We start from the raw sequence: 26,264 nt of genomic DNA on the forward strand, positions 1-26,264 counted from the left end.
CGCGTCTCAGACAGCTTCACGCAGATGTTCCCGGGCCCAGTCGTCGAATGGCGTGACGGAGATTCCGAGGGCGCGGGCAAAGTGTGGCCGGGCCGGCTGGACGGCAAAATTCATCCAATCGAGTCCGATGCCCATCGGCGGCATCCCGGCGGCCGTGGCCTCCTCCAGGGACATGTCGGGGGCAGTGAACTCGGATCCCAGGTGACGAGAGAGGGTTTCGGCGATCTCCGTCATCGACAGGAAGTCACTCGCCAGCTCCAGTTCGACCTCGTGGAACCTCGCCGGCTCGGCGACAATGGCGGCGACCGCGGCACCGATGTCGTCGACCGCCACCAGAGACACCTGAGTCTTGGGCTTGAGCAGACTCACCAGGCCACCCTCGACTCCGCGGGGCAACATGTATGCCTCGGAGGGCAGGAAGTTCTCCATGAAGGTGCTGGGGTTGATCAGCGTCCAGTGCGCGAACCCTGCTGTCCGGACGTGTTCCTGGATGGCCGATTTCGTGCCCAGAACAGGCTCCAGGACCGCCCAGCGACCTTCGGCCCAGCCGGGGCTGTCGGTGTAGTTCACGATCCCGGAGACAGCGGTATAGATGAACTGATGCACCCCTGCCGATTTCGCGGCTTCGATGAGATTGATCCCCTGCGCCAATTCGCCTTCGAATGCACGCCCGGCGATGTCCGGCATCTGAATCGAGAAGACTGCGCGCGCCCCTTGTGCGGCGCGAGTCAGCGATTCACGATCGTCGAGGTCGCCGATCGCGAGCTCGGCACCCAGTGCGGCAACAACTTTCGCGCGATCTGTCCCGGGATCGCGAACCAGGGCCCGTACCGGCGTACCTGCCGCGAGCAGAGCACGGACAGCTGCGCCGCCCTGGCGGCCGGTGGCACCGGCGACCAGTACGGGTGCGGTTTCAGTGGTCATGGGTTCCCCTAGGAGTCAGTTGACGAATAAGTGGCGGGGCCCGCCAATTAGCTTCCGATAGACTAACGGCGGCCCCCGCCACTTAGCAACCCCGGAGATGATCGATGACCGTTCAACGTGCCGACGCGCGGCGCAACTACACACGGATCCTGGCTGTCGCCGAAGAAGAGGTTGCCGCGCATGGTGCCGACGCGTCGATGGAACAGATCGCCCGGACTGCAGGTGTCGGTTCGGCGACCGTACGCCGCCACTTCCCGAGTAAGCAGGCGTTGCTGGAGGCAGTGTTCGCCGAACGGACCGAGGCCTTGTGCACCCGGGCATCGGCACTAACCGATGCGCCCGACGCGCGCGCGGCACTACTCGACTGGTTGGGTGCGCTCACCGATTACGCGACATCGGCGCGCGGGGTGGCCGACCTGCTGGCGGGCGGTGCCATAGACGATCAAGACCACGTCGATGCCTGCGGCGCAAAACTATCGGGTTCAGCAGGCCCACTACTGCAAAGAGCAATACAGGCAGGGGCCGTGGGGCCCGGAATCACTCTCGGAGACCTGATCACGCTCGTCACGGGCCTCGCGCTGGCCACCGAACATCATCCGGATCCCAGTGCCGAAGCACGTCGTCTGCTCACCCTGACCCTCGAGGGCATCAGCCCGCGAGGGTTGCCCGGGTGAACGTGGTGCCCCCTGACGGGCTCGAACCGTCGACCTGCGGATTAAAAGTCCGTAGCTCTACCAACTGAGCTAAAGGGGCATGCTCTGGAACCACCGGTTTCAGTGCGCTACGGAGTTTACAGACGGACCCGCCGGAGACGAAAACGGGGCATGGACTCGGCGGGTCGGGACTCCCCACGCAGGTCTGCCCTACGCGCGCAGGTGCCGCCGAACCGGGTACCCGATCCGAGAACCTGCACGGAATTTGATTGAATGCAGTTTCACCGCTTCGCGGTAATTCACGTACTTGAAATAGTTTTATGGTCTCCTCTTTTGGGCTCGCAAATTACAAACAGATCGGGGTTTCCTTGATGCGTACGGGTTTGAAGCGGTTGATGACAGTCGGAACCGCAGTTGCAGTGGCCTTCACGCTCGCGGCGACGCCGGTGGCACAGGCCGACCCGGCACCGGGACCGAACCCATTGGCGGCCATCGAGGCAACCCCGGCGGCACTGTCCAATGACCTCGTCGCGCAGCTCGAATCAGCCAACAGGCAGCTCAGCAGGCTCGGCTTCGCCCCCTTCTTGTGGCCGACCGCCGCCGTCAACTGCTCACAGGCACCCGGCACACCCCTCGGGGTTGTGCCGGCAGTCGCCGGCGCGATGTCGGGGCCATACACCCCTGGACTCGGATATCTCGCCCTTCAGAATTCCGCCGATCCGACAAGGCCTTTTGACTTCAATGCCGTCAAGAGGGGCGAAGTTCTCTACGGATTCTTCCCAGCAGGCATCGCCAACGACAGTGCGAACAAATCCGGCATGAATGTGGGTTGGTTCAACGTCAATACAATGCAGGGTGGATTTGTCCCGATGGGCAGCCTGTCCGGCGCGATCCTGACGCCGATCAAGAACCAGGTCGCCAAGCTCCCGGCACCGCAACAGGTCGCGGCCCGTGCCGCGGTGGCTGCGGCGGAGACCGTCCTGAACCGATTCCCCCAGGCGGGATCAAGGGCAGCAGTAGTCAAAACCGGCCAGGGCATGGTGTTGTCCCTTGTCGTCGGGTCGGTCACCCATTCGAGCGGCACCTGCTACTTCCTGCCGACCGTCGGACTCCAGGACGTCGACTGACGATCGGCTGACCGCTCAGACGAGTTCGGCCTCCACCGTCGTGCGATCCAGCGCCGGATCGGTGCCGAGGACGTAGGTCGATTCGGTGTGGGGAACCGTTGTACCCCCGGCCACCCGGGCCTTGGCTTCCTCGAACTCCGGCGTCGAGCCCATTGCCGCGTACAAACCGTTGAGGGACGTCCATACCGCGGTCCGGCGCGCGGTGCGCTCCAGAACGTTCGGCGGCTTGTACATGACGAGTTGAGCCGCCCAGCTCGGCATGGTGTCGCGGATGGCCCAGTCGACGGCGCCCTGCATCGGGTCGGTCAGGTTGTTCCCGGTGGCCATCGCGTTGCCGTGGGTCAGACCAAGTTTCGGCACATAGGACTTCAGAAGGTCCAGCGTCTCGGCCTTGGTGGTCGGCAGATCGTCGCCACCGAGGGCGTGGCCCACCCGCACGAACTCGCCGTAGTACCGGTCGAGTGCTTTGCCGCGCAACGGCCGCGGGTGATAGATCTCGTGCGCGGTCGCGATACCCCAGACCACGGTTGCGTAGTTCCAGCGCAACCACTCTGGATCGTCGGCGTCATAGGGCAATCCGTCGGGCCGGGTTCCCTTGATGGTGTGGTGCATCGACCGGACGGTCCGCGCCAGCCGCTCGGCGGTTTCCGTGGAGCCATAGGCGGTTCCGATGAAGAACGCCACCGAATGGCCCAACCGCACCGAGAGGCCGGCGGGGTCGAGCTGCCCGGTGGGCAGGCCCGACTCGTCCTTCCCGACCAGCCGCGAATGATGCATTCCCATCCAGAAGATGCTCGGGTCGAGGCGCTCGAGATAAGACGCGCATTGCAACCCGAAGATCAGGGCCGGGGTATGCGAGTGGACGTGCCACACCGCGCTGTCGGGCCCGAACCATCCCGGATCGCCTTCCGGACCGGCGAACTCCATCCCCCGGAAATAGTGACTGCGAATATCGCGGTCGAAACGGTGATTGATCCACTGACCAGCAATTTGATGAGGCAACGGTGGCAACATCGAGCATCCCCTCCCACGTGTGGATACGTATGTGACCAGAATAGTGTTTGGTGACACCTGTGACCAGAAGTTCGAAATAGTGGTCCCGGCGGACGTATGCTGCGGTCATGTCGACCCCCACCCGCTGGGCCGGTGTTCCGCTGAATGATCGCCGCACCGAGCGGCGATCACTCCTCGTCGAAGCCGGATTCACCCTGTTCGGCGCGGGCGGTGAAGCTGCTCTCTCGGTCCGTTCCGTCTGCCGCGAATGCGGCCTGAACACCCGCTACTTCTACGAAAGCTTCACCGACACCAACGACCTCCTCGGCGCGGTGTACGACCACGTGGCCGCAGGTCTCGGCGTAACCGTCGAGCATGCGATCGAGAACGCCGCCGACTCGGTCCGCGACCGGACCGCTGCCGGTATCCGGGCGGTGCTCGGTTTCAGCTCCGCCGACCCCCGCCGGGGCCGGGTCCTGTTCACCGACGCCCGGGCCAATCCGGTACTCATCTCACGGCGGGCGCTCACCCAGGACATGCTGCGCGACGTCGTTCTCGCCGAAAGCGGGCAATCGCATCCCGACTCCAGCCCGGTCGCCGCTCGGGTCGGCGCCTCGATGTACACCGGCGCCATGGCCGAACTCGCCCAGGACTGGCTCGTGGGAAACCTCGGCGACGATCTCGACGCGGTGGTGGCCCACGCCGTCCGGCTCGTGCTGCGCGCCATCCGCGCATAGGGGCAGGGGTTCGAATCCCCTTAGTGCCGCTTCCTTTCGAGTTTCCCGATCGGCCACGCAGTCCCTGCGCATTCGATAGCGTCGAGTCCATGTCATTTCCGGAAACCGAAGCGTCGCTCGATCAGGACACCCTGTTCAAACTCCTTGCCATGGAGGAGATTCGGCAGTTGAAGGCTCGCTATTTCCGGATGCTCGATACCAAGGACTGGGCCGGGTTCACCGCGGTGTTCACACCCGACGCCGTCTTGGATTCCGGCGCTTGGACGATCACCGGCGCCGACACCATCGCAGACCGGGTCTCCGCCTCACTCGAGGGCATCACCACGGTGCACCACGGCCACACCCCGGAGATCACCATCGACTCCCCGACCACCGCACACGCGATCTGGGCGATGGCAGACGAACTACACGCAGGCGGCAACCCGGAAAAGGGCCTCACGGGGTCCGGTCACTACCACGAGGAATACACCCGCACCGGCGACGGCTGGCAGATCAGCCGATCGAAGTTGACCCGCCTACACATCTCACCGCTGCCCGGGGGCTTTCACGTCGCGATCCCCGGCGACAGCTGAAAAAGCAGACCTCTACAGCTCTGAAGAGAGCACATACGGAGAAATCCGGGGCACTGTGGCGCGTCGGCGATGAATTTCTTGGAACCTCAGGGTCATCCCTTATAGATCGACGCTCCATTTTGGTTCAAGATGGAGAACGTCGATGTAAACCGTCCCATCTGCCGCAGCCCCGGAGGCCGCCATGGACCGTTATACCGCATTCATCATTCGCCGCCGCTGGCTGATCATCGGAAGCTGGGTGGTTGTCCTGATCGGCGCGATCTTCGCCGCCTCGATGTGGGCCGGACCAACCACCACATCCTTCACCTCGGACACCCGCACCGAATCCGGCCGGGCCGCTGAGCTTCTGGAGCAAGCAGGCCAAGAGAAACAGGCAAATGCGACACAGATAGTGATCGCCGCACCCGACGTCAACGGCGGAGTACGAAACCCAGAAGTCGAGGCCGCGGTCTCCACGCTGGTGGAGGAGATCACCGCCAGTTCCCCCGAGGTCAGCGTCACCGACCCCTATGGACCCCAGTCGCAGATCTCGGCCGACGGCCGAATCGCAGTGGCCCCACTTGACGTCGGCACCGGAACCGACGCCGAGGTGCAAGACCGGATCGACGACATCAAGACAATCGCCGAAGACAACCAAATAGCCGGTGTCGACGTCGAATTCAGCGATCCACGCTTCGACGACGCACCCCCGAACGGTACAGCCGAGGCAGTCGGCGTATTCCTCGCGTTGCTCATTTTGCTTGTCGCATTCGGATCCGTTGTCGCAGCGGGACTTCCGATCCTGTCGGCGCTGTTCGGCGTCGGCATCGGCGCATCCGTTCTGATCCTGGTGCAGAACTTCATGGATGTCCCGAACTTCGCCATCTCATTGACCTTGATCATCGGTATCGGCGTCGGTATCGACTACGCGTTGCTCATCGTCACCCGCTTCCGATCCGGAATCCACGACGGACTCGATGTCAACGACGCCGTGACCATCGCGATGCTCCGCGCCGGCCGATCCGTGCTGTTCGCAGGCGGCACCGTGATCATCGCAATGTGCGGCATCCTCATCTCCGGAGGCGACATCGGCCCAGCCCTGACCTTCGCGGCCATTGCCGGCGTGCTGGGCACCCTCATCGCCTCGGTGTCCCTACTACCTGCACTGCTCGCTGTCATCGGCACACGCATCAACCGGCTCTCGTTGCACTGGCTCCGTAAACGTAGGGGCAAAGACCCCGACAAAGCGCTGGAAGGCGTGTGGGCGAAGAGGTGGAGTGCCCGCATTCAGGCGATGCCGTGGGTTGGCGTCTCGGTCGCGTTGCTCATCCTCATCGTCTTGTCGATACCGGCGTTCCAGCTTCGGCTCGGATTTTCCGATGCCGGTAACCGAAACACCAGTGCCACCACCCGCGTCGCCTACGACTACGTCACCGAAGGCTTCGGCGTGGGTGCCAACGGGCCGCTGATCGTGGTCGCCGACTACCCGGCAGGCAGCAATCCGCAGTCCGAATTGGAGGCTTTGCGCACCGCCATCGCCGCCGATCCCGATGTTGCGAAAAATGGTGTGGACCAGGCGTTTCCGGTGGGACAAACCGACGGACGGGAGATCTCGATCATTTCGGTGAACCCGGCCAGCGGCCCACAAGACGAGGCCACCACAGAGCTTGTGGAGCGCCTGCGTGACAAAACCATCCCCAACGCGCTTGGATCCGATTCGGACGTCAATGTCCAGATCACGGGCCAGAGCGCCGGATCCATCGACTACGCCGAGATCACCCTGGACCTGCTTCCCTGGACCATCGCTGCGGTGCTGGCAGCAGCATTTGTTCTACTCGTGCTGGCGTTCCGGTCGATTGTCGTCCCGGTCAAAGCCGTGATCGTCAACGTCCTGTCGCTCGGCGCGGCCTACGGCGTGATCGTTGCCATCTTCCAATGGGGTTGGGGTGCGGAGATCTTCGGTGTCGGCCGGCCTGGGCCGATCGACAGCTGGGTTCCGATGATGCTGTTCGTCACCGCGATCGGACTGTCGATGGACTACGAGGTCTTCCTGGTCTCACGAATCAAGGAACGCTACGTACACACCGGCAATCCCACCACGTCGGTCGCCGAAGGTCTCGCAAGCACAGCCCGGGTGATCACCTGCGCGGCGCTGATCATGATCTGCGTGTTCATGTCGCTGGCATTCCTGCCCGACCGCAGTCTGAAGATCCTGGGCGTCGGCCTGGCCGTGGCCGTTTTCATCGATGCCAGTATTGTCCGACTGTTGTTGGTGCCCTCGACAATGGAGATCCTGGGCAAGGCCAATTGGTGGTTCCCGACGTGGCTCGAGTGGATTCCACGACTCGACGGGATGCATCAGGACGAGGACCAGCCAACTCCCGACCAGACGCCTAAGGTCGGCGATAAACTCACCCAGTGAGATCAGTCGAACCATTGAGCGCACCGATCGGTGCCGCGGAGGCATTGCGCCGCATCGCATTCCTGCTCGAACGAGCCCGCGAGGGGACCTACCGCGTCGAGGCATTCCGCAAGGCGCTGAAAGTCGTCCAGAAACTGGCGCCGGACGAATTGCGCACGCTGGTGACGGGCGGCCGATTGACCGATCTTCCCGGCATCGGGAAATCCACTGCCACGGTGATCACCCAGGCAGTCAACGGAGAACTACCCGACTATCTGAAGACCTTGCAGGAGAATGCAGTTGCATCCCTGGCATCCGGTGGCGACGATCTCTACGCGTCGGCTCGTGGCGATCTGCACTGCCATTCCGACTGGAGCGACGGCGGATCGCCCATCGACGAGGTGGTCCTGGCCGCAATCGAACTCGATCACAGCTGGTTGGCCCTGACCGACCACTCCCCTCGCCTCACCGTGGCCAACGGACTGTCCGCCGAGCGCCTGACCGAACAGATCCGTGTCGTCGACAAGATGAACAGCGCACTGGGCGATCGGTTTCGGCTGCTGCGCGGCATCGAGGTCGACATCCTCGACGAGGGTTCACTGGATCAGACCGACACCATGCTCGACCAGCTCGACATCGTCACGGCCTCAGTGCATTCCAAGCTGGCCATGGATTCCGGGCCGATGACACGGCGAATGGTGGCCGCCGCCCGCAACCCATACGTGAACGTCCTGGGACATTGCACCGGTCGCTTGGTGACCGGAGGTCGCGGCAAACGCGCGCAGTCAAAGTTCGACGCCCACAAAGTATTCGAGGCTTGCGCCGAGTCGGGAACCGCAGTCGAGATCAACTCACGACCCGAGCGTGTCGACCCACCAGACGATCTCATCCGGATTGCCATGGACCTCGGTTGCCTGTTTGCCATCGATTCAGATGCCCACGCGCCCGGTCAACTCGACTTCAAGGCACTCGGCTGCGAGCGCGCAGAAAGCCTCGGAATCGATCCCGACCGCATAGTCACCACTTGGCCTTTGCCGCGACTTCTTGAATGGGCGGGCGGCTCGCGGCGGTAATCCACGTGCGGCCCTGATTCATCGGGGGCAAAGTCGACGATTCCACTTCTTCGAAGTGAGAATTTCGTTTGTCGTTTGGCGAAAAATGACGTCAATTTTGATCTTCTGTGTCAGAATCAAAACCCTGCGGGAGCGGAAGTTCGATGCCGACACAGACGGGGTGGGGGGTTGCGCCAAAGTGATTTTGGCCGTCCTCGCCCCCGACCCACAGACGACAGTCCTGGTTGCGAAACAGCCAGATTGACGCCACCGAGCGTGCTTCGTCCACCACCGGGTGAGCCCTTCAGGGGAGCATTCGAGTCCGACGAAGCACGCTCAACGGCGTTGAGGCCTGCCAACTATTTTTCGACGGCGATTTCTGCTCCGAGCTCATATCCCGGGGCCATCGGCAACGTATCGCCGCTCCAGAACCGGCCAGGGTCAAACCAATTCGAGCGCTTGTCGGTCTCGAGTAATCCCATCGCCTCGTAGGTCATCGCGACGACCTCGGCACAATATGCGGTCTCAAGGCCGGTCTTGTCTTCGGATTCTCTACGTTTGCTGATCCGCTTACGCACCGTTTTGTCCAGCACCGGCACACCCCTGGTGAGGTCGGCGGCCGTGGGTACCCGCCCCTTGAACCACCGGCCGGCGAGCTTGGCGGTCGTCGGAAACGCGGTGCCGTCCATGCGGGCAATCACCTTGAGCAGCAGATCCTCCTGCTGCCGACCCGCATACGGCGTGATCTGGCGAATCCAGCAGCGCTGGCCATATTTGTCCATCCACTGCAGCGCCGCCTCACGCGCGTCATTGAGCTGGACACCGCGATGATTCGTCCCCGTCCACATGTCGGTCAGCTTGTTGCCGAGTTCGGCATGCCACATCAACGGCGGCAGGTCGTCGAGCACAACCGCCATCGCCACATGGTTGACCGGGCTGTTGGTCAGAGCCTGGATCGCCCGGTCGGGCCCAGACCTACCACGAAACAGCCATACGTCCCCGGTACGGGTGGACTCGAGCGCCTTGTCGAGGGTGATCGCCTCGGTCCTGTTCGGATGCACACCCGAAAGACTAAACGCCGCAGGCATCACCGGCGCGACGCCGCGGTTATCACCGGCGCAACGATTGTTCGACGGCTATTGTTCGACGGGTGCACAGTGCGTGGAAATGGATCGGACTCGCGGGCGTTGTCGGGGTGGCCGCCGGTGGGGTGTTGGTCGGCCGAGATGTCCGCCAGCGAAACTCATATACGCCCGACGACATTCGGGCCCGGCTCCACAAAAGATACGAAGAAGCCGGGGCGTCCGACGAGTCCCCGTGACGTTTGTCCGGGGATTCGACTCAGGCGAACCGCGCAGCCAATGCCCGTAGCGTCGCGCTGATCCCGTCACCGTTCTTCTTGTCGAACCCCATGACCTCGAGCATCTTCGGCGACTTCGCGGTCGAATAGTCGAAGGTCTCGGTGACCTTGGTGGTGGTCGGCGATATCTGCTGCAGTTCCCAGCGCCAGCGGTGACCGAGCGGATGCTGCCATTCGACCAGCTTGTCGTCCTCGAACGCGGTCACTCTCGAGGTGATCTTGTACGGGAATCCGTACTGCTTCATCCCGACGCTGAATCTGGCGCCCTCGCTGAGCCTGTCCGGCCCCGTGACCGGGATGTCGCGCACCGTGCCCGACGCGTCGAGTTCGGGATGCCGGTGTGGATTGGCGACTAGTGCAAAAACCTCGGCCGCAGGCGCATTCACCACAACCTGGCGTGCGACCTTGCGGGGGCCCACATCAATTGTCGACACAGCAGCATCAGTCATGACGCCAACCTACTCCGATCCGACCGCACGTCAGCCGACATCGAAGGGCTTTCCCACCTCGCCCTCCCACTGCCCGTCGCCGATGCGGCACAGTAGGGAACATGGACGGCGAAACACCGAAGGCTCCGGGTTCGAGATTCTGGGAGACCGGCGATCCCGAAGCGATCCGCGCAAACATCGTCGCCACGCTGGAAAACTTCGACCACAACTCCGCCGAACTCGACGGCACCCGGGCAGCAGCCGTGGTGCTCGCGGTGACCAGTCGTGACGGCGAATACGGCATCTGGCTCACCAAACGTCCGTCGAAGATGCGGGAACATCCAGGCCAGTTCGCGCTGCCCGGTGGTCGCATCGACCCAGGTGAGGATTACGCCACCGCCGCGCTACGTGAACTACATGAGGAACTCGGCGTCGAAGTCGATCGCGCGGATGTCCTCGGCCGGCTCGACGACTATGTGACCAGGTCGGGATACATCATCACCCCCATCGTCTGCTGGGCCGGACCCGACCGCGAGACCACGCCGAATCCCGGAGAAGTCGCCCACCTGTTCTTCATCCCGATGAACGACCTGCAGGTCGAACCGCGGTTCGTCACCATCCCGGAATCGGACCGCCCGGTGGTCCAGATGCCGTTGCTCGGATCGCTGATCCACGCCCCGACCGGAGCGGTGATGTACCAGTTCGCCGAGGTTGTTCTCGGCGGTCGCCACACCCGCGTCGACCAATTGGAGCAGCCGGTGTTCGCATGGCGCTGAGACGCGGGAGACAATGGTCTCACCAGCTCCGATCAGGTTTCCCACATCCCGACCTCGGGTAGGAGTACCAAGTGACTACATCTGTGGGTTCCATCGCGCGGACCTTGCCCCGAGCCTGCGGTCCGTTGTCGTCGACGGTCATCGCTGCGCTGACCTGTCCGGCCTCGTCGTCGGCAGGCACCAATTTGTCGGTCGACACCGGCGACAGCGACCCTTACGGCCTGGACCTGCAACTGGCCCTGTACGTCTGCTACGAGCTGCACTACCGCGGGTTCACAGACGTCGACGATGACTGGGAATGGAATCCCGACCTGCTGCGGCTCCGGGCCGAACTCGAGCGCCGCTTCTCCGCCGCACTGGTCGCCGACATCGATCTCGCCGGCAGTGCCGGTGATGCAATCAGCGCTCTACTGACCGAACCGGCACACGGCAGGGGTCCGTCGTGGTTCCTCAAGGAGCAGGGCACCTGGGATCAGATGCGCGAGTACTTCATCCATCGTTCGATCTATCACCTGAAGGAAGCCGACCCGCACGCGTTTGCGATCCCGCGCCTGACCGGGCAGGCCAAAGCATCGTTTGTCGCCATCGAGTTCGACGAATACGGCGGTGGTCGCGGAGAACACGTGCACCAGAAGCTGTTCGCCGATCTACTCGAAGCCGCCGACCTGAACTCCGACTACCTCGCCTACATCGAACAGGTGCCTGGTGAATCCCTGGCTTTGGTGAACGTGATGTCGATGTTCGGACTGCACCGCAACCGGCGGGGAGCAACTGTCGGACACTTCGCGGCCACCGAAATCACCTCGCCGCCAGGGTCGCAGCGACTGGTACACGCGCTCGAACGCCTTGATGCCCCCGATGCCTGCGTGCACTTCTATCGCGAACACGTCGAGGCCGACGCCATGCACGAACAAGTCGTCCGGCACGACGTGATCGGCGACCTACTGGCCCGCGAACCCGACATCGAATCCGACGTCGTGTTCGGCGTCAAGGCGTTCCTGTACCTGGAAGACAAACTCGCCGATCATCTGATGGCTTGCTGGACCGACGGCCGGACCTCGCTCCTCAACCCAACCGGTTGAGGACCGAGGTTTCAATCCGCTTTATTCGCTGAGCTTTTCCGTCGGTGGCTGGTGTCGCACAGCGGAAAGTTCTTGCTGCGCTTGCATGCACAGATGGCCACCATGAACCGGTCCGACTCGACCACCCGGCCATCGGGCATCTCGATACTCACCGGTCCCTCCACCATGAGCGGGCCTCCCGCCACCACCCGGACCACCCGCCGATCGACCGGTGCGGTCATGCGTCCGAGCCCGGCTTGTCCGCGCGAATCACACACAGTTCTTCAAAACGATGGCCCGGCTCCAGCATTCCCACCGTTTCGAGCCACCGCGCATTCGTGTTCATCACCGGTCCGAACGGAATCTGCAGACGTTCGACAACACGCGCGTTCAATCCGCCTGCACGCAACATCGTCACGGAACGTTCGACATCGGCGAACTCGGATTGCACCAACAGAAGTGTGCCCTCGTCGGCCAACAGATCCGGGGCGACGATGCACAACGGGTCGAGCAGCGAACGACCGTCGCGGCCACCATGCCAGGCGCGGGTCAGCCCCACTTTGCCGGGCAGCGCGTTGCTGTCCGGTACATAAGGCGGGTTGGACAAGACCACGTCGTACGGTCCGTGCGCGAGCGCTTCCGGTAGCGATCCCTGGCGCGCGTCGACCTGCACACCGAACGCGGTTGCGTTGTCGAGGGCACAGGCGACCGCGGGCGCGGAGATGTCGAAGGCCGATACATGACCGGCACCCAGCACGGCGGCTCCGATGGCAAGCACGCCGCTGCCCGAACACAGATCCAGCACCCGCCGCCCCGCGACGAGGTTCCGCTCGGCCAGCGCCGTCAGCAGCAGTCGCGAATCATCCTGAGGTGCATACACACCAGCCGGTACGCGGATGGAGTCGTAAACCGTTGCCACGTCGATCACCGGATCGTTGGTGTTGTCGGTACGAACTGTCGGCAGTGGCTGCGCTGCGACCATTATTCGGGCTCCTCGTCGATCTGCGGTTGGTCGACCACCACCAAGGCTCGCGCGGTGGGTCGTATACGTGGAGATTCCCTGTCATCTCACGTTGTAAACACCAACGCGTCGACCCCGCGCATCGCCGCACCAGTTGGCACGGAAACCGCCAGGCCCAGCGGTTTGTGTCATACAACGCATCCTTTGTACGATCTCGAACGAATCGGTTCGGCCACTGTCGGTCAACCGGGATGGGCACGAGGGATGGCAATCGAGAGCAGCGACACCGAACAGAAAGAACCGGTGTCGGCGATCGACCGGTATTTCAAGATCAGCCAACGCAATTCAACCCTCTCCCGCGAGATCCGTGGCGGTTTGGTGACGTTCTTCACGATGGCATACATCGTGGTGCTCAACCCGATCATCATCGGCGGCGTTCCCGGCAACTCGAGGAATGCCGACGTCCTGGGCAACGTCCTCCCCCTGGCCCAAGTGGCCGCTGTCACAGCACTGGTTGCCGGCATCATGTCGATCGTCTTCGGACTTGTCGCCAACTATCCGTTCGCGATTGCCGCCGGCCTCGGCATCAACAGCCTGCTCGCGGTGTCCATTGCCCCGCAGGTCACCTGGCCCGAGGCCATGGGACTGGTGGTGGTCGACGGCATCATCATCGTCCTGCTGGCGGTCACCGGTTTCCGGAGTGCGGTCTTCCGGGCGATCCCCAGTGAGCTCAAGGCCGCGATCGCGGCCGGTATCGGCGCGTTCATCGCCTTCATCGGCTTCGTCGACGCCGGATTCGTCCAACGTATCCCCGATGCCGCAGGCACCACCGTGCCGGTGAGCCTTGGCATCAACAACTCGGTCGCCACCTGGCCCGCCCTCCTGTTCGTATTCGGGATCCTGCTCATGGGAGTCCTGGTGGTCCGCAAGGTCCGCGGCGGCTTACTCATCGGAATCGTTGCCACCACCGTCCTGGCGATGATCATCGAGCAGATCGCCGATCTCGACTCGACGATGACCGACCCCAAGGGATGGAGCCTCAACATCCCGGAGATCCCCAGTTCCATCGGCGATGTGCCCAACCTGAGCCTGGTCGGTGACGTCGACGTTTTCGGCGCCTTCACCCGCATCGGCGTGCTGTCCGCCTCCGTCCTGGTGTTCGCGTTGGTTCTGTCGAACTTCTTCGACGCCATGGGGACGATGACCGGGCTCGGCAAGGAAGCCGACCTGGCCGACAAGGACGGAAACCTGCCCAACATCGGTAAAGCGCTGGTCGTCGAGGGCACCGGCGCCATCGCCGGTGGTATCGGATCAGCATCTTCCAACACGGTGTTCGTCGAATCCGCCTCCGGTATTGCCGAGGGTGCCCGCACCGGACTGGCCAACGTGGTCACCGGCGTGCTGTTCCTGATCGCCATGTTCTTCACGCCGCTGTACTCGATGGTTCCGCTCGAAGCCGCAGCCCCGGCCCTCGTGGTGGTCGGCGCGATGATGATCTCGCAGGTGCGCGACATCGACCTGACCCGCTTCGAATACGCGTTGCCGTGCTTCCTGACGATCGTGGTCATGCCGTTCACCTACTCGATCGCCAACGGCATCGGCGTCGGATTCATCTCCTGGGTGGTCCTCGCGACCGCCCGCGGCAAGGTGCGCACCATCCACCCGCTGCTCTGGTTCGTGGCCGCGATCTTCGTCCTCTACTTCGCGAAGGAACCGATCGAGAACCTGATCGGCTGAGTTGCCGTTCGCCGGCGTGATGGGGTTGGCAGCGGGCGAGAGTTTTATTTAGTTGGTTCTGTGCAACTAACGTGGTGTGGTGCATGAGAGACGAGAGATGACCCGGGTGCGTTCGCGAACGCTGCCTGCGATGTTCTCGTCACTCGGGGTCCGCAACTATCGGCTCTGGGCAAGTGGCCAGGTCGTCTCGCTGACCGGCACCTGGATGCAACGCATCGCACAGGACTGGCTGGTCCTCGAACTCTCCGGCGGCAGCGGGATCGCGGTGGGCATCGTGATGGCCCTGCAGTTCGGCCCCACCGCCGTACTGTCCCTTCCCGCCGGTGCCCTCGCCGACAGGTTCGACAAGCGCAAGCTTCTCATCGGCACCCAGGTCGCGATGGCACTATGCGCGCTGATCCTGGGTGTGATCGATGTCAGCGGGGCCGCAACCCTGCCGATCGTCTACGTGCTGGCTTTCGCGCTCGGATGCATCTCGGCGATGGATGCCCCGGTCCGGCAGTCGTTCACCATCGAGATGGTCGGCCCCGAACAGCTGCCCAACGCGGTCGCACTGAGCTCGCTGACGTTCAACACGGCCCGCATCACCGGCCCCGCGCTCGCCGGGTTGCTGATCACACTCTTCGGCACCGGTCCGGTGTTCCTGATCAACGCCGCCAGTTCGGTGGCAGTTCTGGCCGCACTCGTGGCGATGCGCAGCGGTGAACTGGTGCGCGGTGCGCGTTCGGTCACCGATCGCTCGATCCGCAGCGGCGTTCGTTACGTCCGCAGACATCGCCACCTCATGGTGATACTGGCGACCATCTTCATGGTTTCCACGTTCGGCCTGAACTTCCCGCTGTCCCTGTCACTGCTCACCGCCAACACCTTTGAAGGCAACGCGGGCGGCTACGGATTGCTGGCAACGATGCTCGCGGTCGGCACCCTGGCCGGCGCTCTGGTCGCGGCACGACGTACCAAACCCGTCCGTCTGCGACAGTTCTTTGCCGGGGCGATCGCCTTCGGGATCCTCGAAGTGGTCGTCGGGTTCATGCCCACGTTCACGTTGGTGGCCTTGATGTTGATCCCGGTCGGCGTTGCCAACATCGCCTTCAGCACGGCCGCGATGAACATCATGCAACTGTCGGTCGATTCGGACATGCGTGGTCGCGTGATGGGCATCTACATGCTCTGCTTCCTCGGCGGAACACCCATCGGAAGTCCGCTACTCGGCTGGCTGGCAGAGATCACAGACCCGCGCATGCCGCTGATCCTCGGCGGCATCATCAGCGCGATCTCGGCCACCGTGTGCGCCATCGTCCTTCTGAAGGTCACCCATCAGCGCCCCACATTGGAGCGCGGAAAGCTGAGTCTGTCCACAACAGAGACCGTCGGCTGAAGCACTGCCCGACCTACGGTCGAGAATTCGCCCCCACCCGCACGGATCGAGTGCGATCCTGGGTGCGTGATCGATGTCGAACGGCCCAAGCTCGAGGGCAACGTCGCTGTCGGTGAAGGTCGGCGCATCGGTATCGCCGAGTTCGGTGCCGCCACCGGCCGGGCCGTCTTCTGGTTGCACGGCACACCCGGTGCCCGGCGACAGATCCCGATCGAAGCCCGGAGATACGCCGAACGCGAGAACATCCGGATCATCGGCCTCGACCGTCCCGGTGTCGGATCGTCCACCCCGCACCGTTACGGGTCCGTCCATGCGTTCGCCGACGACGTCTCGACGATCGCCGACATCCTGGGTATCGGACGCTTTGCCGTGATCGGACTGTCCGGCGGTGGCCCGTACGCGCTGGCCGTCGCCGACGCGATACCCGAGCGGGTGGTGGTCACCGGCATCCTCGGCGGGGTCGCGCCGACCCAGGGTCCGGAGGCGATCGACGGCGGTGCGATGGAGTTCGGCAAGCTGCTCGCGCCGCTGCTCCCGACGCTGGGGATGCCGATCGGTCGGGTGCTGAGCTCATTTCTCCGTGTGGCCCGCCCGGTGGCCGAACCCGCCATCGGACTCTACGGTCGCTTCTCCCCCGCCGCCGACCGCGAACTGCTGCAGCGTCCCGAATTCAAGGCCATGTTCCTCGACGACCTACTCAACGGCGGCCGCAAACAAATGGAAGCACCGTTCGCCGATGTTGTTGTGTTCTGCCGTGATTGGGGCTTCTTGGTCAGCGATATAACCGGACCGGTGCGATGGTGGCACGGCGATCGCGACCACATCATCCCGCACGCACATGGCGAGCACGTGGTGGGATTGCTGGCCGACGCGAAACTCGTCACCATGACCGGGGAAAGCCACCTCGGCGGACTCGGCATGGCCGTCGACATCCTCGCCGAGCTGATGAGCGTGTGGGATCAGCAGACCGGGATCCTCATCCCCTGACCCCGCTCGCCGTACACATGCGGGACGTACGCTGTTCTCGGGTCTCGATCAGATACCTCGACCGATCAGAGAGGCAAACGATGTCCGACTGGGTGCGCAAGATCAAAGAAGAAGCCAAGGAGTTCGTCGCGTCCGCCGAGCAGGAACTGACCGTCCTCGAAGGTGTCGACGGAGTCGATCCGCTTGACCCCGACCACGACGAAGAGGACGAGGAGAACCCGAAAGAGCCTGCCTGAACCTTCGATTGAGCGACACATGGGCCCGTTCGACGGCACTTTCGGCCCGCTCGACGATCAGGACGGGTACGGCAGCGCTTGTCCGCCGCGCTGGTTGAGCATCACCGTCATCACGCCGATCTCTTCGGACTGCTCTTTGACCATGGCTGTCGCAGCCCGCCGGATCGCGGGATCCCCGGCCTCCTGGCTGGCGTGGGCCGCCATGTCGATCCCGCCCTGATGATGACGGATCATCAACTGCAGGAACAGGATCTCCGCCTCTACGCCCGCGGCGTTGTGCAACGCTGTGAGCTCGTCGCCATTGGCGGTACCCGGCATTGCTGTCGCAGTGGAATCGTCATGCCCGGCCGGGGCCGTTCCATCGGGCGCCGCCGGGGCCGTCCCCATGTGGCCATGGTCTTCCGGCTTCATCCAGCTCATCGTCTGATCACTCTGCAACGGCGCATCGAGCATCTGCAGCCATCCGGTCATCTGGCCGATCTCGCGCCACTGGGCGGCCTTGAGCTGATTCACCAGGCCACGTACATCCGGCGAACTGTCGACCGACATCATGTCGGTCATCATGATCGCCTGCTGATGATGCGCCGACATGTCCTGGGCAAAACCGATATCCACCGCGGTTGCTTCCGTCTGTGGCTGCGCGGTGTCGTTGTCGGGGCTGATGGCCAGCCCGATACCCAGTCCGATGATCAAGGTGATCACCAGAGCCGAGGCGGGCCACCACCAGCGACGAAGGGTTGATTCAGTCACCGCGGCGGGTACACCGAGGGATCCAGCTGCAAGGTCATGAACCCATTGTCCATGCACGTCACCCACAGTTGGTCGCCGTGGAACTCCGGGGGTGACAGACACCAATCGGCCGAGAGGTCGCCGCCTGCCAACCGGTTCTGATCGCTGATGATCCCATCTGCGCGCGCTTCCCCCTGCAGCACTGCGCGGGCCACCGCGAGCGTGCCGAGAATTGCCGGCAACTCGACCGAACCGAACAACGCATGACTCGAATTGGTGAGCTGCCCGACCTTGCCACGCTGTGCCGGCGGGTTGAAGTACGCGATCTCCCGGAAATGATCAGGATCTCTGATGTCGAAAACCCGGATGCCCGACTGAATCCAGCCACAGGCCATGGCAGTCGGATCGACCCGGCGATCGATGGCGCAGTAGTGCGCGTCATAGCCGAAGACCCCGTTGCCGGCCGTACTCTGCGCCCAGCGGTTCGCATTCTCGGGCAGGTTGATCGCCAGCTTGATGGCGTTGCGCTGCGTGAGATTTGCCGAGTTGCTCGCGTCGAACAATTTGACGCCGCCCGAACCGGCCTCGTCGACCGAGAAGAGAAATGGCCGGCCGTCATACGTCGCGTAGATGTTGTGCTGCGTGACCTGACCGTCGGCCCAGTACTTCTCTCCGAGATGCGGCATCAGCTGGGGCACAATGGTTCTGGGCTTGCGGTTCTGAACGTCGGTGACGTCGATGACCGTCAGTCCGAACAGGTTCGCCAAATATAGGGTGTTGCCATCGGGCGAGAATCCCATGCCGTGGGCTTCGACTCCGGTGATCCCCGACCAGACGATCATCGGGTTACGCGGATCGGTGAGGTCGACGGCACTGAGATACCCCGGAGCGATACCGGATGCCCAGTAGGTGTTTCCGTCCGGCGAGAAGTCGCCCTCGTGGGTGGTGATCGGCATCGGCATGCTCAATTGGGAGCCTGCGCCGGTGTTCAGCAGTCGCGGGTGGGCGCAATCGCCGGAAATGTCGTAGACCGAGATGTAGCCGCCGCCCTCGAGAATCCCGACCCCGGTCCCGACCAGGAGACCGCGTTTCTGGTTGACCTTCAACGACTCCCACGTGCCACCCACCATGGCTGGTTCGGTGAGCACCGCGGAGAGTTTCGGGGTTCGCGGATCTGACGCGTCAATGACTTGCACCCCCGGATTTGGTCCGAGGAAGCTTGCCGGAAATGTCGACCCTGTGTACGAACAGTTCTTGTAGGTGGCGCTGACGATGCCGGCGCCCTGCCCCTGATACTGCCCGATCAGATCGAGGTTGCAGTTGTAGCCCTGGGTGCTGCGCCCCGACTTGCGGTCGGCCAGCGGGACTTCGCCCTGGATCCCCGTCTCCACCCGGTCGCCCTCGCGACACGAGGCCGGCGCGACCGCGGTCGGCCAGACATCGGTGAGGTCGTTGTAGCCAGGCGGTGCTGTCGCGACGGCCGGACCGGCCACAGCCAAGCCGGCCAACACCATCGTCATCGTCACCGCAACCCGACTCAAAGCGCGAACGATTTCATCCCGCGACACGTGTCCCCCTCCGGACGCACCACATTGTGCTGTCGCGGACAGTACCGCCGAGAGGTCCGGCGAAGGGGGGATTTGCCGATTCTGGCGTCAGTTGATGACAGGCAGGCTGTTGGCCAATGCAGTGAGTTCGTCCACCGTGGTCCCGGTGTCCACCGCGCCGAGTTCGATATAGACGCCGGGATGAGAGTCGACCGTCAACCCGATCCACTTGGTCTCTCCGACAGGGTCACCCACCACGGCTCGACCCCCTTGCCAGGTGGTGCTGCGGACATCGGTCCAGCCACGGATCTCCGTCATCCGCGACTCGAGCTGCTCCGGGCTGACATAGAAGTCCGTCCAGAGGTCGTACTCGGTGCCGTCGACCTCCAGGGCACATCGGAAGCCACCCTTGATGAACAGTTCACCCGAGCCGTCACGGTCGGTCCCCTCTTCGGGAGGAAGGGCATCGAACCTGGTCTCGCACATCATCGCGTTCCAGCCTTCCTCGGACGGCGCGGCAGGAAGCAGTTCGGCGAGTTCCGCCGCAGGTTGCGCAAGCAAACCCCACCCGGCTCCGACCTCGACGGTGGCTCCGGCGCTGGGTTCTGACAGCCGGCCCTTGTCGTCGACCGCTCGGACCGAATACTCGACCGTTGTCGAACCTTCCGGAGCGACGGCGGAGGCGTCGGTGAACTCACGATCCGAACCCGTGTACACAACCTCGGTGCCCCGACTCAGCAAGAACGACTCGGCATCGGAATCCGCAGACCACGTCACCTTCACCACGCCGCCCTCCTGGGCGGCCTTGATGCTGGACGGCTCCGCGACATCTCCCGCGCCCCGGACAAAATAGGTGACCGCCATTGCGACCACCAGCGCCACGACCGCACCGACCACCACCAGTGGCCACGCCCAGCGCTTCACAGCGGAAGCTCATCGAGTACGGCCGCGGCATCGGCATTCTTGCCGTTGTCCATGACCACCGAAACGTCGTACCTCTCGAGATCGGGGTCGTCGAAAGCGAAGAGCAACGTGCCCGCCCAGTCGCTCTTCGGTCCGTCACCCTGGTAGAGCAACCCGCGTACACCCTTGTCGGTGGTGACCGTGGCCGTCTGAAGGTCCAGGCTGTTGAGGTAATCATCCCGCGCCTGCTTGGATTCGAACTCCCGCAACCGCACCGAGTACTCACCTTCGGTGGAATGACACAGGATGGTGCCGGTTTTGGGAACATCGGCGTCGACCGATCCGACACCACCCCAGCACGCCTCCCCGGTGACGGTGTCGGTCGACAGCGGGCTCGGACCCACGATGTCTCCGAACGCCGCCGCCAGCTCCTCGACCCCGTGCCAGCGCTGCGTCACCACGACTTCCCCACTGGCCGGACCATATGGGGAGGCATCGCGGTCGCCGGAACGGGCCGACACCGAATACGTGTATGCACCCGGTAGTGGCACCGGCTGCGAATACCGGGGATCGCTACCGACGTAGATGATCGTTTCTCCTTGGCGCAGCGCGTATTCGGAAGCGCCGTCGACGGCAGGCCAGCTGATGTCCACCGCGGTCTCACCGACTTCTGCGGTGGGTTGTCCCGGCGTGGCAAGCGCATCGCCACCACCGAACATCAACAGCCCCACAACAACTCCGACAACCACAGCGAGAGCCACGATCGGGCCTGCCATCACCGGAGCGCGCTTGAACCACGGCGGCTTGTGCCCCGGCCCCCCGGAGGCCGCACCAAAGGGGACGAAGCCCGCACCCGGCGGACCTCCCGGTGGCGGTGTGGTCTGGCTGTAATTCGGATACTGCCCGCTCGGCACCTGCGGACTCGATGGCGACGAATGTCCGCCGACCGGCGGGCCGCCCTGGTATCCCGTGCCACCACCGGAATGACCGGGATTTGATTGGTACGGATTCGACTGGGGCCGAACCAGATTCGCCGACGGTGGAAAGGTGATCGCGGCGGTCGCGGGCGCCGGGCCATGATGACCCGCATGGGGCGGACCGGGTTGCGGCAGAACCACATTCCCCGGGATCGGTGCAAAAGCATGTTGTGCCCGAGTGCTCTGTTGAGCCCCGCCACCCTGCAATGCCTCTTGCGCGGCCTCGGCGAGTTCTCGTCCGGAGTTGAATCGGTCGGCGGGCTTTTTGGCCATCGCCCGGGCGATCACCGCAGCCATGGCCGCCGGGACCGCGGGATTGGCAGCCGCCGGATTCGGTGGCGGGTTGAACATGTGCGCAGCCATCAGCCCCTGACTCGTCGGGGCATCGAACGGCGCTGTGGCCGTGAGGAGTTCGTAGAGGCTGCAACCCAGCGCGTAGATATCGGCGCGGTGATCGATCTCCTCCCCACCTACCTGTTCGGGTGCGCTGTACCGCAGCGTTCCCACCGTCATACCGACCGAGGTCAGGCTGCTGTCGGTTTCCTGCGCCATCCGCGCGATCCCGAAATCCGTGAGTTTCACCGCGTCCGGATTCATCGGATCGGAACCGGGCGTGATCAGGATGTTGCCGGGTTTGACGTCGCGATGGAGAAGACCTTTGCGATGCGCGTAGTCGAGACCGTCGGCGACCTTCGCGATGATCGTGACCGCCAGACGCGGGTGAAGCGGTCCGCCCGACAGCATTTGGGCCGCATCCGTGCCGGGAACGAACTCCATCGCGATCCACAACTGGCCCTCGTGCGTGCCACGATCGAGCACATTCACCAGGTTCGGATGACTCAGCGGCGCGACCAGGTCTGCCTCGCGCTCGAACCGTGCACGGGTGTCCGGGTCGCTGCCGTAGGTGCTGTTGAGGAGTTTGATCGCGTCGGCGCGTGGAAGTCGCGGGTGCTGGGCCTTGTAGACCTCACCCATTCCGCCACGGCCGATCAACTCGAGGATCTGATAGCCACCGATGTGAGACCCGATCGCCACACTCATAGCCACTCGACCTTTCTCGTCACCCGCCGGCGGCGAGATGCGGTCGATACTATCGACAGCCGCCGACGGCACACCAGGACTCGAACAGCGATTAGTCCGTCTGATCGATCACGAAGAACTTCCCCGCCCAGCGGATTGAGCACATACGCTTACTCTCATGAAATCTGCCGGATCCCGGTTCCTCGTCGGCGCTGCATTGATCGGGGCTGCGCTGCTGACGACGCCGACACCCGCCATGGCCGGCGATCAGAGCACAACCTGCACGGCCGACGCGCAACGCGTCGGGGCACAGACGTACGTTGCCGCGCTTGCCGATCCACGACTCGCCTACGACGTACCACTGGCGGAGGACGTCATCCGATTCGAGAACGGACTGCAGACCGGCTTCTCCGGCTCGTTCATGAAAGCCGAACTTGCTGCCCACCTGCAGTACGGCGGCATCACCGGAATCAGGAACGCGACGTGGCGCCAGCACGGCAATCTGGTGCGATCGGTGTACGACCTCGACTACGGCTTCGCCGGTGTCGACCTCGCCGGAGCCACCGTCGACGAAACATTCGCCTTCGACGACCAGTGCCGGATCAAACGGATCGATGCGACGATCACCGTCCACCTCGCCTGAGCGGCAGCAGGCGGACACCATTGACGACCAGGGGAGAAAGAGCAGATGGGGCAGTTCACCAAGGCTGAACTCGAGTCGGAGTTCAGCAAGTTCAAGGCGGTCAACGACGCGGTCGCGGTCACTGGCGACTGGAATCGGTGGGCCGACCAGTTCACCGAGGACGCCGACTATGTCGAACACGCGCTGGGCACGTTCAAAGGACGCGAGGAGATCCGGGCGTGGGTCAACAAAACGATGGGACGCTTCCCCGGCAATCACATGGTCGGATACATCTCGTTGTGGCACGTGATCGATCCCGACACCGGCCGGGTGATCTGTGAGATCGACAACCCCATGCGTGACCCCGGCGACGGCAGCGTCATCACGGCCACGAACATCACGATCCTGACGTACGGCGGCGACGGCCTATGGGCAAAAGAAGAAGACGTATACAACCCCGCAGAGTTTGCCCAGGCGGCCAAAGCCTGGTGCAATAGGGCGCAGGAGCTGGGAAATCTCACCGAAGAGGCTTCTGAATGGCTCATCAAGTTCGGTAAATATGTCTGAAGCCCCGCGTTAGCTGCACCACAATCCCACAATGTCAGGTAACACTGACTTGCGCGGGCACGACGCCCCTGAGGTACTGATAACAGCTGGTGTGGCGCCGCTTTTACTGGCCGAGCGCGCCGCGCAACAACTTGGGTGACGGCATCACGATCCCGTACCCTGAAGCCTTACAGCCTAGCCCTTCCTGGAGGAATATCTGATGGCACGCGAGTTGACCCAACTTGAGCTACTGAAGGAACTGTCACCGGCGGCCGAAGAAAACGTCAACCGCCACCTGCGCACGACCAGGGATTGGCATCCCCACGACTACGTGCCGTGGGACGACGGCCAGAACTTCGCCGCGCTCGGTGGCGTCGACTGGGATCCCGAGCAGTCGCAGCTCAACGAGGTTGCCAAGGCCGCCATGGTCACCAACCTGCTGACCGAGGACAACCTGCCGTCCTACCACCGCGAGATCGCCGAGAACTTCTCGATGGACGACGCGTGGGGACACTGGGTCGGCCGTTGGACCGCGGAAGAGAACCGGCACGGCATCGTGATGCGTGACTACCTCGTGGTCACCCGCGGTGTCGATCCCGTGGCCCTCGAAGAGGCCCGCATGATCCACATGACCAACGGCTATTCGCCGCTACAGGCCGCCGGCGACCGCGCCGACGAATTGGGCGAAGAGGCAGCAGGCATCCTCCGGTCGGTCGCATACGTGACCTTCCAGGAACTTGCCACCCGCGTCTCGCACCGCAACACCGGCAAGGCCTGCAACGACCCCATCGCCGATCGGATGCTGCAGCGCATCGCCGCAGACGAGAACCTGCACATGGTCTTCTACCGCAACATCTGCGGTGCAGCCCTCGATCTCGTCCCTGATCAGGCGATGAAGGCGATCTACGAGATCGTGTCCAACTTCCAGATGCCCGGCGCCGGCATGCCCAACTTCCGCCGCAACGGTGTCCTGATGGCCAAGCACGGCATCTATGACCTGCGTCAGCACCTCGAAGAGGTTGTCCAGCCCGTCCTGCGCAAGTGGAACATCTTCGAGCGCGACGACTTCGGACCCGAGGGCCAGAAGCTCCGCGAGGATCTCGGGGCCTTCCTCGAGAAGCTCGAAGCCGACACCCTCAAGTTCGAAGAAATGCGTGATCGTTCGCTGGCGCGCGAAGCCGCCAAGCGCGAAAAAGCCGCTGCCGCTTCCTAAACAGAAAATCACTGAACTGACCGCGTTACTGCCAGACACCGTCACCACCCCGGCCCTGCGGATCGGGTCCATCGAGCTGTCCAGCCCGGTGGTCCTGGCCCCGATGGCCGGGGTGACCAATGTTGCCTTCCGGACCTTGTGCCGCGAACTCGAACTCGCGCGCACGGGCACCGTCGCCGGACTCTACGTCTGCGAGATGGTGACCGCCCGCGCGCTGGTCGAACGGCATCCGGTCACGATGCACATGACCACCTTCGGTCCGGAGGAAAACCCCAGGTCAATGCAGTTGTACACGGTTGATCCCGAGTACACATACGCTGCCGCGAAGATGATTGTCGACGAGAATCTCGCCGACCACATCGACATGAACTTCGGCTGCCCGGTCCCCAAGGTCACCCGCAAGGGTGGCGGTTCGGCGATTCCGTACAAGCGCCGACTGTTCGCGAACATCGTTGCCGCGGCGGTCCGCGCCACCGAGGGCACCGACGTCCCGGTCACGGTCAAGTTCCGGGTCGGCATCGACGAAGACCACCACACCCACCTGGACGCCGGACGTATCGCGGCCGCCGAGGGGGCGAAAGCTGTTGCGCTACACGCACGTACCGCGTCACAGCGCTACTCCGGCACTGCCGACTGGAACCAGATCGCACGCCTCAAAGAGCACGTCACCGATGTTCCGGTACTCGGCAACGGCGACATCTTCGAACCCGCTGACGCCACCCGGATGATGTACGAAACCGGCTGTGACGGCGTGGTCATCGGCCGCGGCTGCCTCGGCCGCCCGTGGTTGTTCGCCGAATTGAGTGCCGAACTGAACGGCACTCCAGCCCCAGCCGCCCCAAATCTCGGCGAAGTGGCGCAGATCATTGTCCGGCACGGCCAACTCCTCGCCGACCATCACGGTGAGTTCAAAGGCATGCGTGAGATCCGCAAGCATGTCGCCTGGTACCTCCGCGGGTTCCCTGTGGGTTCGGAACTCCGCCGCGAGATGGCGTTGGTCGAAACCGTCACTCAGCTGGCCGACCTCGTCGGACAATTGCCCGCTGACGTGCCGTTCCCCGACGACGCACACGGTCCGCGTGGCCGCCAGGGGTCACCATCGGCGGTGGCACTCCCCGAGGGCTGGCTCGACGATCCCGACGACGAAGCGGTCCCGGCAGGGGCCGAGGTCATGCATTCGGGCGGCTGAATCAGCCCCACCGCCGCGGTACCGTTCGCGAACTTCAGATTCATGCTGTCGCATCTTGGCGCTCGACAGCGCACATTCTCATCCCTCACATAGGGATGCGCCCGTTTTGGTCAGTATCATCGAAACGGCGCCGTGCCCGCTGAATGTTCAGACGGG

Annotated in this window: 27 protein-coding genes and 1 tRNA gene; 17 read left to right on the forward strand and 11 right to left on the reverse strand. The window is 63.6% G+C overall.

Going from position 1 to position 26,264, the window contains the following annotated elements; genetic code table 11:
- Nucleotides 1-6 precede the first annotated feature (6 nt).
- Entirely contained in the window at nt 7-924 is a 918-nt protein-coding gene (locus tag AC1TQG_RS23155) for an NmrA family NAD(P)-binding protein (protein WP_482140635.1), read from the reverse strand.
- Nucleotides 925-1,028: 104 nt separating this feature from the next.
- On the opposite strand from AC1TQG_RS23155, the gene AC1TQG_RS23160 reads away from it, so the two are divergent.
- On the forward strand, nt 1,029-1,598 hold the full coding sequence (locus AC1TQG_RS23160) for a TetR/AcrR family transcriptional regulator (RefSeq protein ID WP_482140637.1): 570 nt from the start codon (nt 1,029-1,031) through the stop codon (nt 1,596-1,598).
- Nucleotides 1,599-1,601: 3 nt separating this feature from the next.
- On the opposite strand, the gene AC1TQG_RS23165 is transcribed toward AC1TQG_RS23160, so the two are convergent.
- Nucleotides 1,602-1,677 (reverse strand) — tRNA-Lys (locus tag AC1TQG_RS23165).
- A gap of 271 nt (nt 1,678-1,948) precedes the next feature.
- On the opposite strand from AC1TQG_RS23165, the gene AC1TQG_RS23170 reads away from it, so the two are divergent.
- The gene (locus AC1TQG_RS23170; protein ID WP_482140639.1) at nt 1,949-2,704 is read left to right on the forward strand and encodes a hypothetical protein; all 756 of its coding nucleotides are present in this window, start codon (nt 1,949-1,951) and stop codon (nt 2,702-2,704) included.
- A 15-nt stretch (nt 2,705-2,719) separates the two neighbouring features.
- Here the strand turns inward: AC1TQG_RS23170 and AC1TQG_RS23175 are convergent, their stop codons facing one another.
- Nucleotides 2,720-3,718: an oxygenase MpaB family protein gene (locus AC1TQG_RS23175; RefSeq protein WP_482140641.1), complete on the reverse strand. Its 999-nt coding sequence runs from the start codon at nt 3,716-3,718 to the stop codon at nt 2,720-2,722.
- A gap of 107 nt (nt 3,719-3,825) precedes the next feature.
- Here AC1TQG_RS23175 and AC1TQG_RS23180 point away from each other — a divergent pair, with 107 nt between their 5' ends.
- From AC1TQG_RS23180 to AC1TQG_RS23195, 4 genes are all read left to right on the forward strand, one after another.
- Nucleotides 3,826-4,434, forward strand: a complete 609-nt coding sequence (locus tag AC1TQG_RS23180; protein WP_482140643.1) for a TetR/AcrR family transcriptional regulator — start codon at nt 3,826-3,828, stop codon at nt 4,432-4,434.
- A gap of 89 nt (nt 4,435-4,523) precedes the next feature.
- The gene (locus AC1TQG_RS23185; RefSeq protein WP_482140644.1) at nt 4,524-5,006 is read left to right on the forward strand and encodes a nuclear transport factor 2 family protein; all 483 of its coding nucleotides are present in this window, start codon (nt 4,524-4,526) and stop codon (nt 5,004-5,006) included.
- 181 nt (nt 5,007-5,187) lie between these two features.
- Complete coding sequence (locus AC1TQG_RS23190) at nt 5,188-7,407, forward strand: MMPL family transporter (RefSeq protein WP_482140646.1); 2,220 nt, start codon at nt 5,188-5,190, stop codon at nt 7,405-7,407.
- Nucleotides 7,404-8,459 carry a PHP domain-containing protein gene (locus AC1TQG_RS23195; RefSeq protein ID WP_482140648.1) on the forward strand — a complete coding sequence of 352 codons (1,056 nt, stop codon included), beginning with the start codon at nt 7,404-7,406 and terminating at the stop codon, nt 8,457-8,459. Before AC1TQG_RS23190 ends, AC1TQG_RS23195 begins: the two co-directional genes overlap by 4 nt.
- 338 nt (nt 8,460-8,797) lie before the next feature.
- On the opposite strand, the gene AC1TQG_RS23200 is transcribed toward AC1TQG_RS23195, so the two are convergent.
- Nucleotides 8,798-9,526, reverse strand: coding sequence for a guanylate cyclase (locus tag AC1TQG_RS23200; RefSeq protein ID WP_482140650.1), 729 nt, complete (start codon nt 9,524-9,526; stop codon nt 8,798-8,800).
- A gap of 62 nt (nt 9,527-9,588) precedes the next feature.
- Between AC1TQG_RS23200 and AC1TQG_RS23205 the strand changes: the two genes are divergently transcribed.
- A complete protein-coding gene (locus tag AC1TQG_RS23205; RefSeq protein ID WP_482140651.1) occupies nt 9,589-9,759 on the forward strand; it encodes a hypothetical protein in 171 nt (56 codons plus the stop codon).
- 20 nt (nt 9,760-9,779) lie between these two features.
- Here AC1TQG_RS23205 and AC1TQG_RS23210 read toward each other — a convergent pair whose 3' ends face one another.
- Complete coding sequence (locus AC1TQG_RS23210; RefSeq protein ID WP_482140653.1) at nt 9,780-10,247, reverse strand: SRPBCC family protein; 468 nt, start codon at nt 10,245-10,247, stop codon at nt 9,780-9,782.
- Between the two features lie 101 nt (nt 10,248-10,348).
- Between AC1TQG_RS23210 and AC1TQG_RS23215 the strand changes: the two genes are divergently transcribed.
- Together AC1TQG_RS23215 and AC1TQG_RS23220 are read left to right on the forward strand one after the other, a co-directional pair.
- Nucleotides 10,349-11,002, forward strand: coding sequence for an NUDIX hydrolase (locus tag AC1TQG_RS23215; protein WP_482140654.1), 654 nt, complete (start codon nt 10,349-10,351; stop codon nt 11,000-11,002).
- Between the two features lie 71 nt (nt 11,003-11,073).
- Nucleotides 11,074-12,084 carry an iron-containing redox enzyme family protein gene (locus AC1TQG_RS23220; RefSeq protein WP_482140656.1) on the forward strand — a complete coding sequence of 337 codons (1,011 nt, stop codon included), beginning with the start codon at nt 11,074-11,076 and terminating at the stop codon, nt 12,082-12,084.
- 11 nt (nt 12,085-12,095) lie between these two features.
- Here AC1TQG_RS23220 and AC1TQG_RS23225 read toward each other — a convergent pair whose 3' ends face one another.
- The gene (locus AC1TQG_RS23225) at nt 12,096-12,305 is read right to left on the reverse strand and encodes a CDGSH iron-sulfur domain-containing protein (protein WP_482140658.1); all 210 of its coding nucleotides are present in this window, start codon (nt 12,303-12,305) and stop codon (nt 12,096-12,098) included.
- Nucleotides 12,302-13,045 (reverse strand): HemK2/MTQ2 family protein methyltransferase, encoded by a 744-nt coding sequence (locus AC1TQG_RS23230; protein WP_482140659.1) that lies wholly within the window; start codon nt 13,043-13,045, stop codon nt 12,302-12,304. The genes AC1TQG_RS23225 and AC1TQG_RS23230 overlap by 4 nt, the downstream gene beginning before the upstream one ends.
- A gap of 243 nt (nt 13,046-13,288) precedes the next feature.
- Here AC1TQG_RS23230 and AC1TQG_RS23235 point away from each other — a divergent pair, with 243 nt between their 5' ends.
- The 4 genes from AC1TQG_RS23235 to AC1TQG_RS23250 all read left to right on the forward strand — a co-directional run bounded on the left by AC1TQG_RS23235 (nt 13,289) and on the right by AC1TQG_RS23250 (nt 17,362).
- Nucleotides 13,289-14,761: an NCS2 family permease gene (locus AC1TQG_RS23235; protein ID WP_482140661.1), complete on the forward strand. Its 1,473-nt coding sequence runs from the start codon at nt 13,289-13,291 to the stop codon at nt 14,759-14,761.
- Nucleotides 14,762-14,891: 130 nt separating this feature from the next.
- Nucleotides 14,892-16,139, forward strand: coding sequence for an MFS transporter (locus AC1TQG_RS23240; protein WP_482141434.1), 1,248 nt, complete (start codon nt 14,892-14,894; stop codon nt 16,137-16,139).
- 66 nt (nt 16,140-16,205) lie between these two features.
- On the forward strand, nt 16,206-17,126 hold the full coding sequence (locus tag AC1TQG_RS23245; RefSeq protein ID WP_482140663.1) for an alpha/beta fold hydrolase: 921 nt from the start codon (nt 16,206-16,208) through the stop codon (nt 17,124-17,126).
- Between the two features lie 80 nt (nt 17,127-17,206).
- Entirely contained in the window at nt 17,207-17,362 is a 156-nt protein-coding gene (locus AC1TQG_RS23250) for a hypothetical protein (RefSeq protein ID WP_482140665.1), read from the forward strand.
- A gap of 57 nt (nt 17,363-17,419) precedes the next feature.
- On the opposite strand, the gene AC1TQG_RS23255 is transcribed toward AC1TQG_RS23250, so the two are convergent.
- The 4 genes from AC1TQG_RS23255 to AC1TQG_RS23270 form a co-directional block, all read right to left on the reverse strand.
- Nucleotides 17,420-18,112 carry a DUF305 domain-containing protein gene (locus AC1TQG_RS23255; RefSeq protein ID WP_482140667.1) on the reverse strand — a complete coding sequence of 231 codons (693 nt, stop codon included), beginning with the start codon at nt 18,110-18,112 and terminating at the stop codon, nt 17,420-17,422.
- Nucleotides 18,109-19,611, reverse strand: coding sequence for an LVIVD repeat-containing protein (locus AC1TQG_RS23260; RefSeq protein ID WP_482141436.1), 1,503 nt, complete (start codon nt 19,609-19,611; stop codon nt 18,109-18,111). Before AC1TQG_RS23260 ends, AC1TQG_RS23255 begins: the two co-directional genes overlap by 4 nt.
- Before the next feature lie 135 nt (nt 19,612-19,746).
- Entirely contained in the window at nt 19,747-20,562 is an 816-nt protein-coding gene (locus AC1TQG_RS23265) for a hypothetical protein (protein ID WP_482140669.1), read from the reverse strand.
- Nucleotides 20,559-22,559 carry a serine/threonine-protein kinase gene (locus AC1TQG_RS23270; RefSeq protein WP_482140671.1) on the reverse strand — a complete coding sequence of 667 codons (2,001 nt, stop codon included), beginning with the start codon at nt 22,557-22,559 and terminating at the stop codon, nt 20,559-20,561. The genes AC1TQG_RS23265 and AC1TQG_RS23270 overlap by 4 nt, the downstream gene beginning before the upstream one ends.
- A gap of 157 nt (nt 22,560-22,716) precedes the next feature.
- Between AC1TQG_RS23270 and AC1TQG_RS23275 the strand changes: the two genes are divergently transcribed.
- The 4 genes from AC1TQG_RS23275 (at nt 22,717) to dusB (ending at nt 26,108) form a co-directional block, all read left to right on the forward strand.
- Nucleotides 22,717-23,181, forward strand: coding sequence for a DUF8021 domain-containing protein (locus AC1TQG_RS23275; protein WP_482140673.1), 465 nt, complete (start codon nt 22,717-22,719; stop codon nt 23,179-23,181).
- Between the two features lie 45 nt (nt 23,182-23,226).
- Nucleotides 23,227-23,727 carry a nuclear transport factor 2 family protein gene (locus AC1TQG_RS23280; protein WP_482140675.1) on the forward strand — a complete coding sequence of 167 codons (501 nt, stop codon included), beginning with the start codon at nt 23,227-23,229 and terminating at the stop codon, nt 23,725-23,727.
- Nucleotides 23,728-23,926: 199 nt separating this feature from the next.
- Nucleotides 23,927-24,919, forward strand: a complete 993-nt coding sequence (locus tag AC1TQG_RS23285; RefSeq protein WP_482140677.1) for an acyl-ACP desaturase — start codon at nt 23,927-23,929, stop codon at nt 24,917-24,919.
- 28 nt (nt 24,920-24,947) lie between these two features.
- Nucleotides 24,948-26,108, forward strand: coding sequence for a tRNA dihydrouridine synthase DusB (dusB, locus tag AC1TQG_RS23290; protein WP_482141438.1), 1,161 nt, complete (start codon nt 24,948-24,950; stop codon nt 26,106-26,108).
- Nucleotides 26,109-26,264: the final 156 nt, after the last annotated feature.

The sequence above is a fragment of the Williamsia sp. Y844 genome (assembly GCF_056786475.1).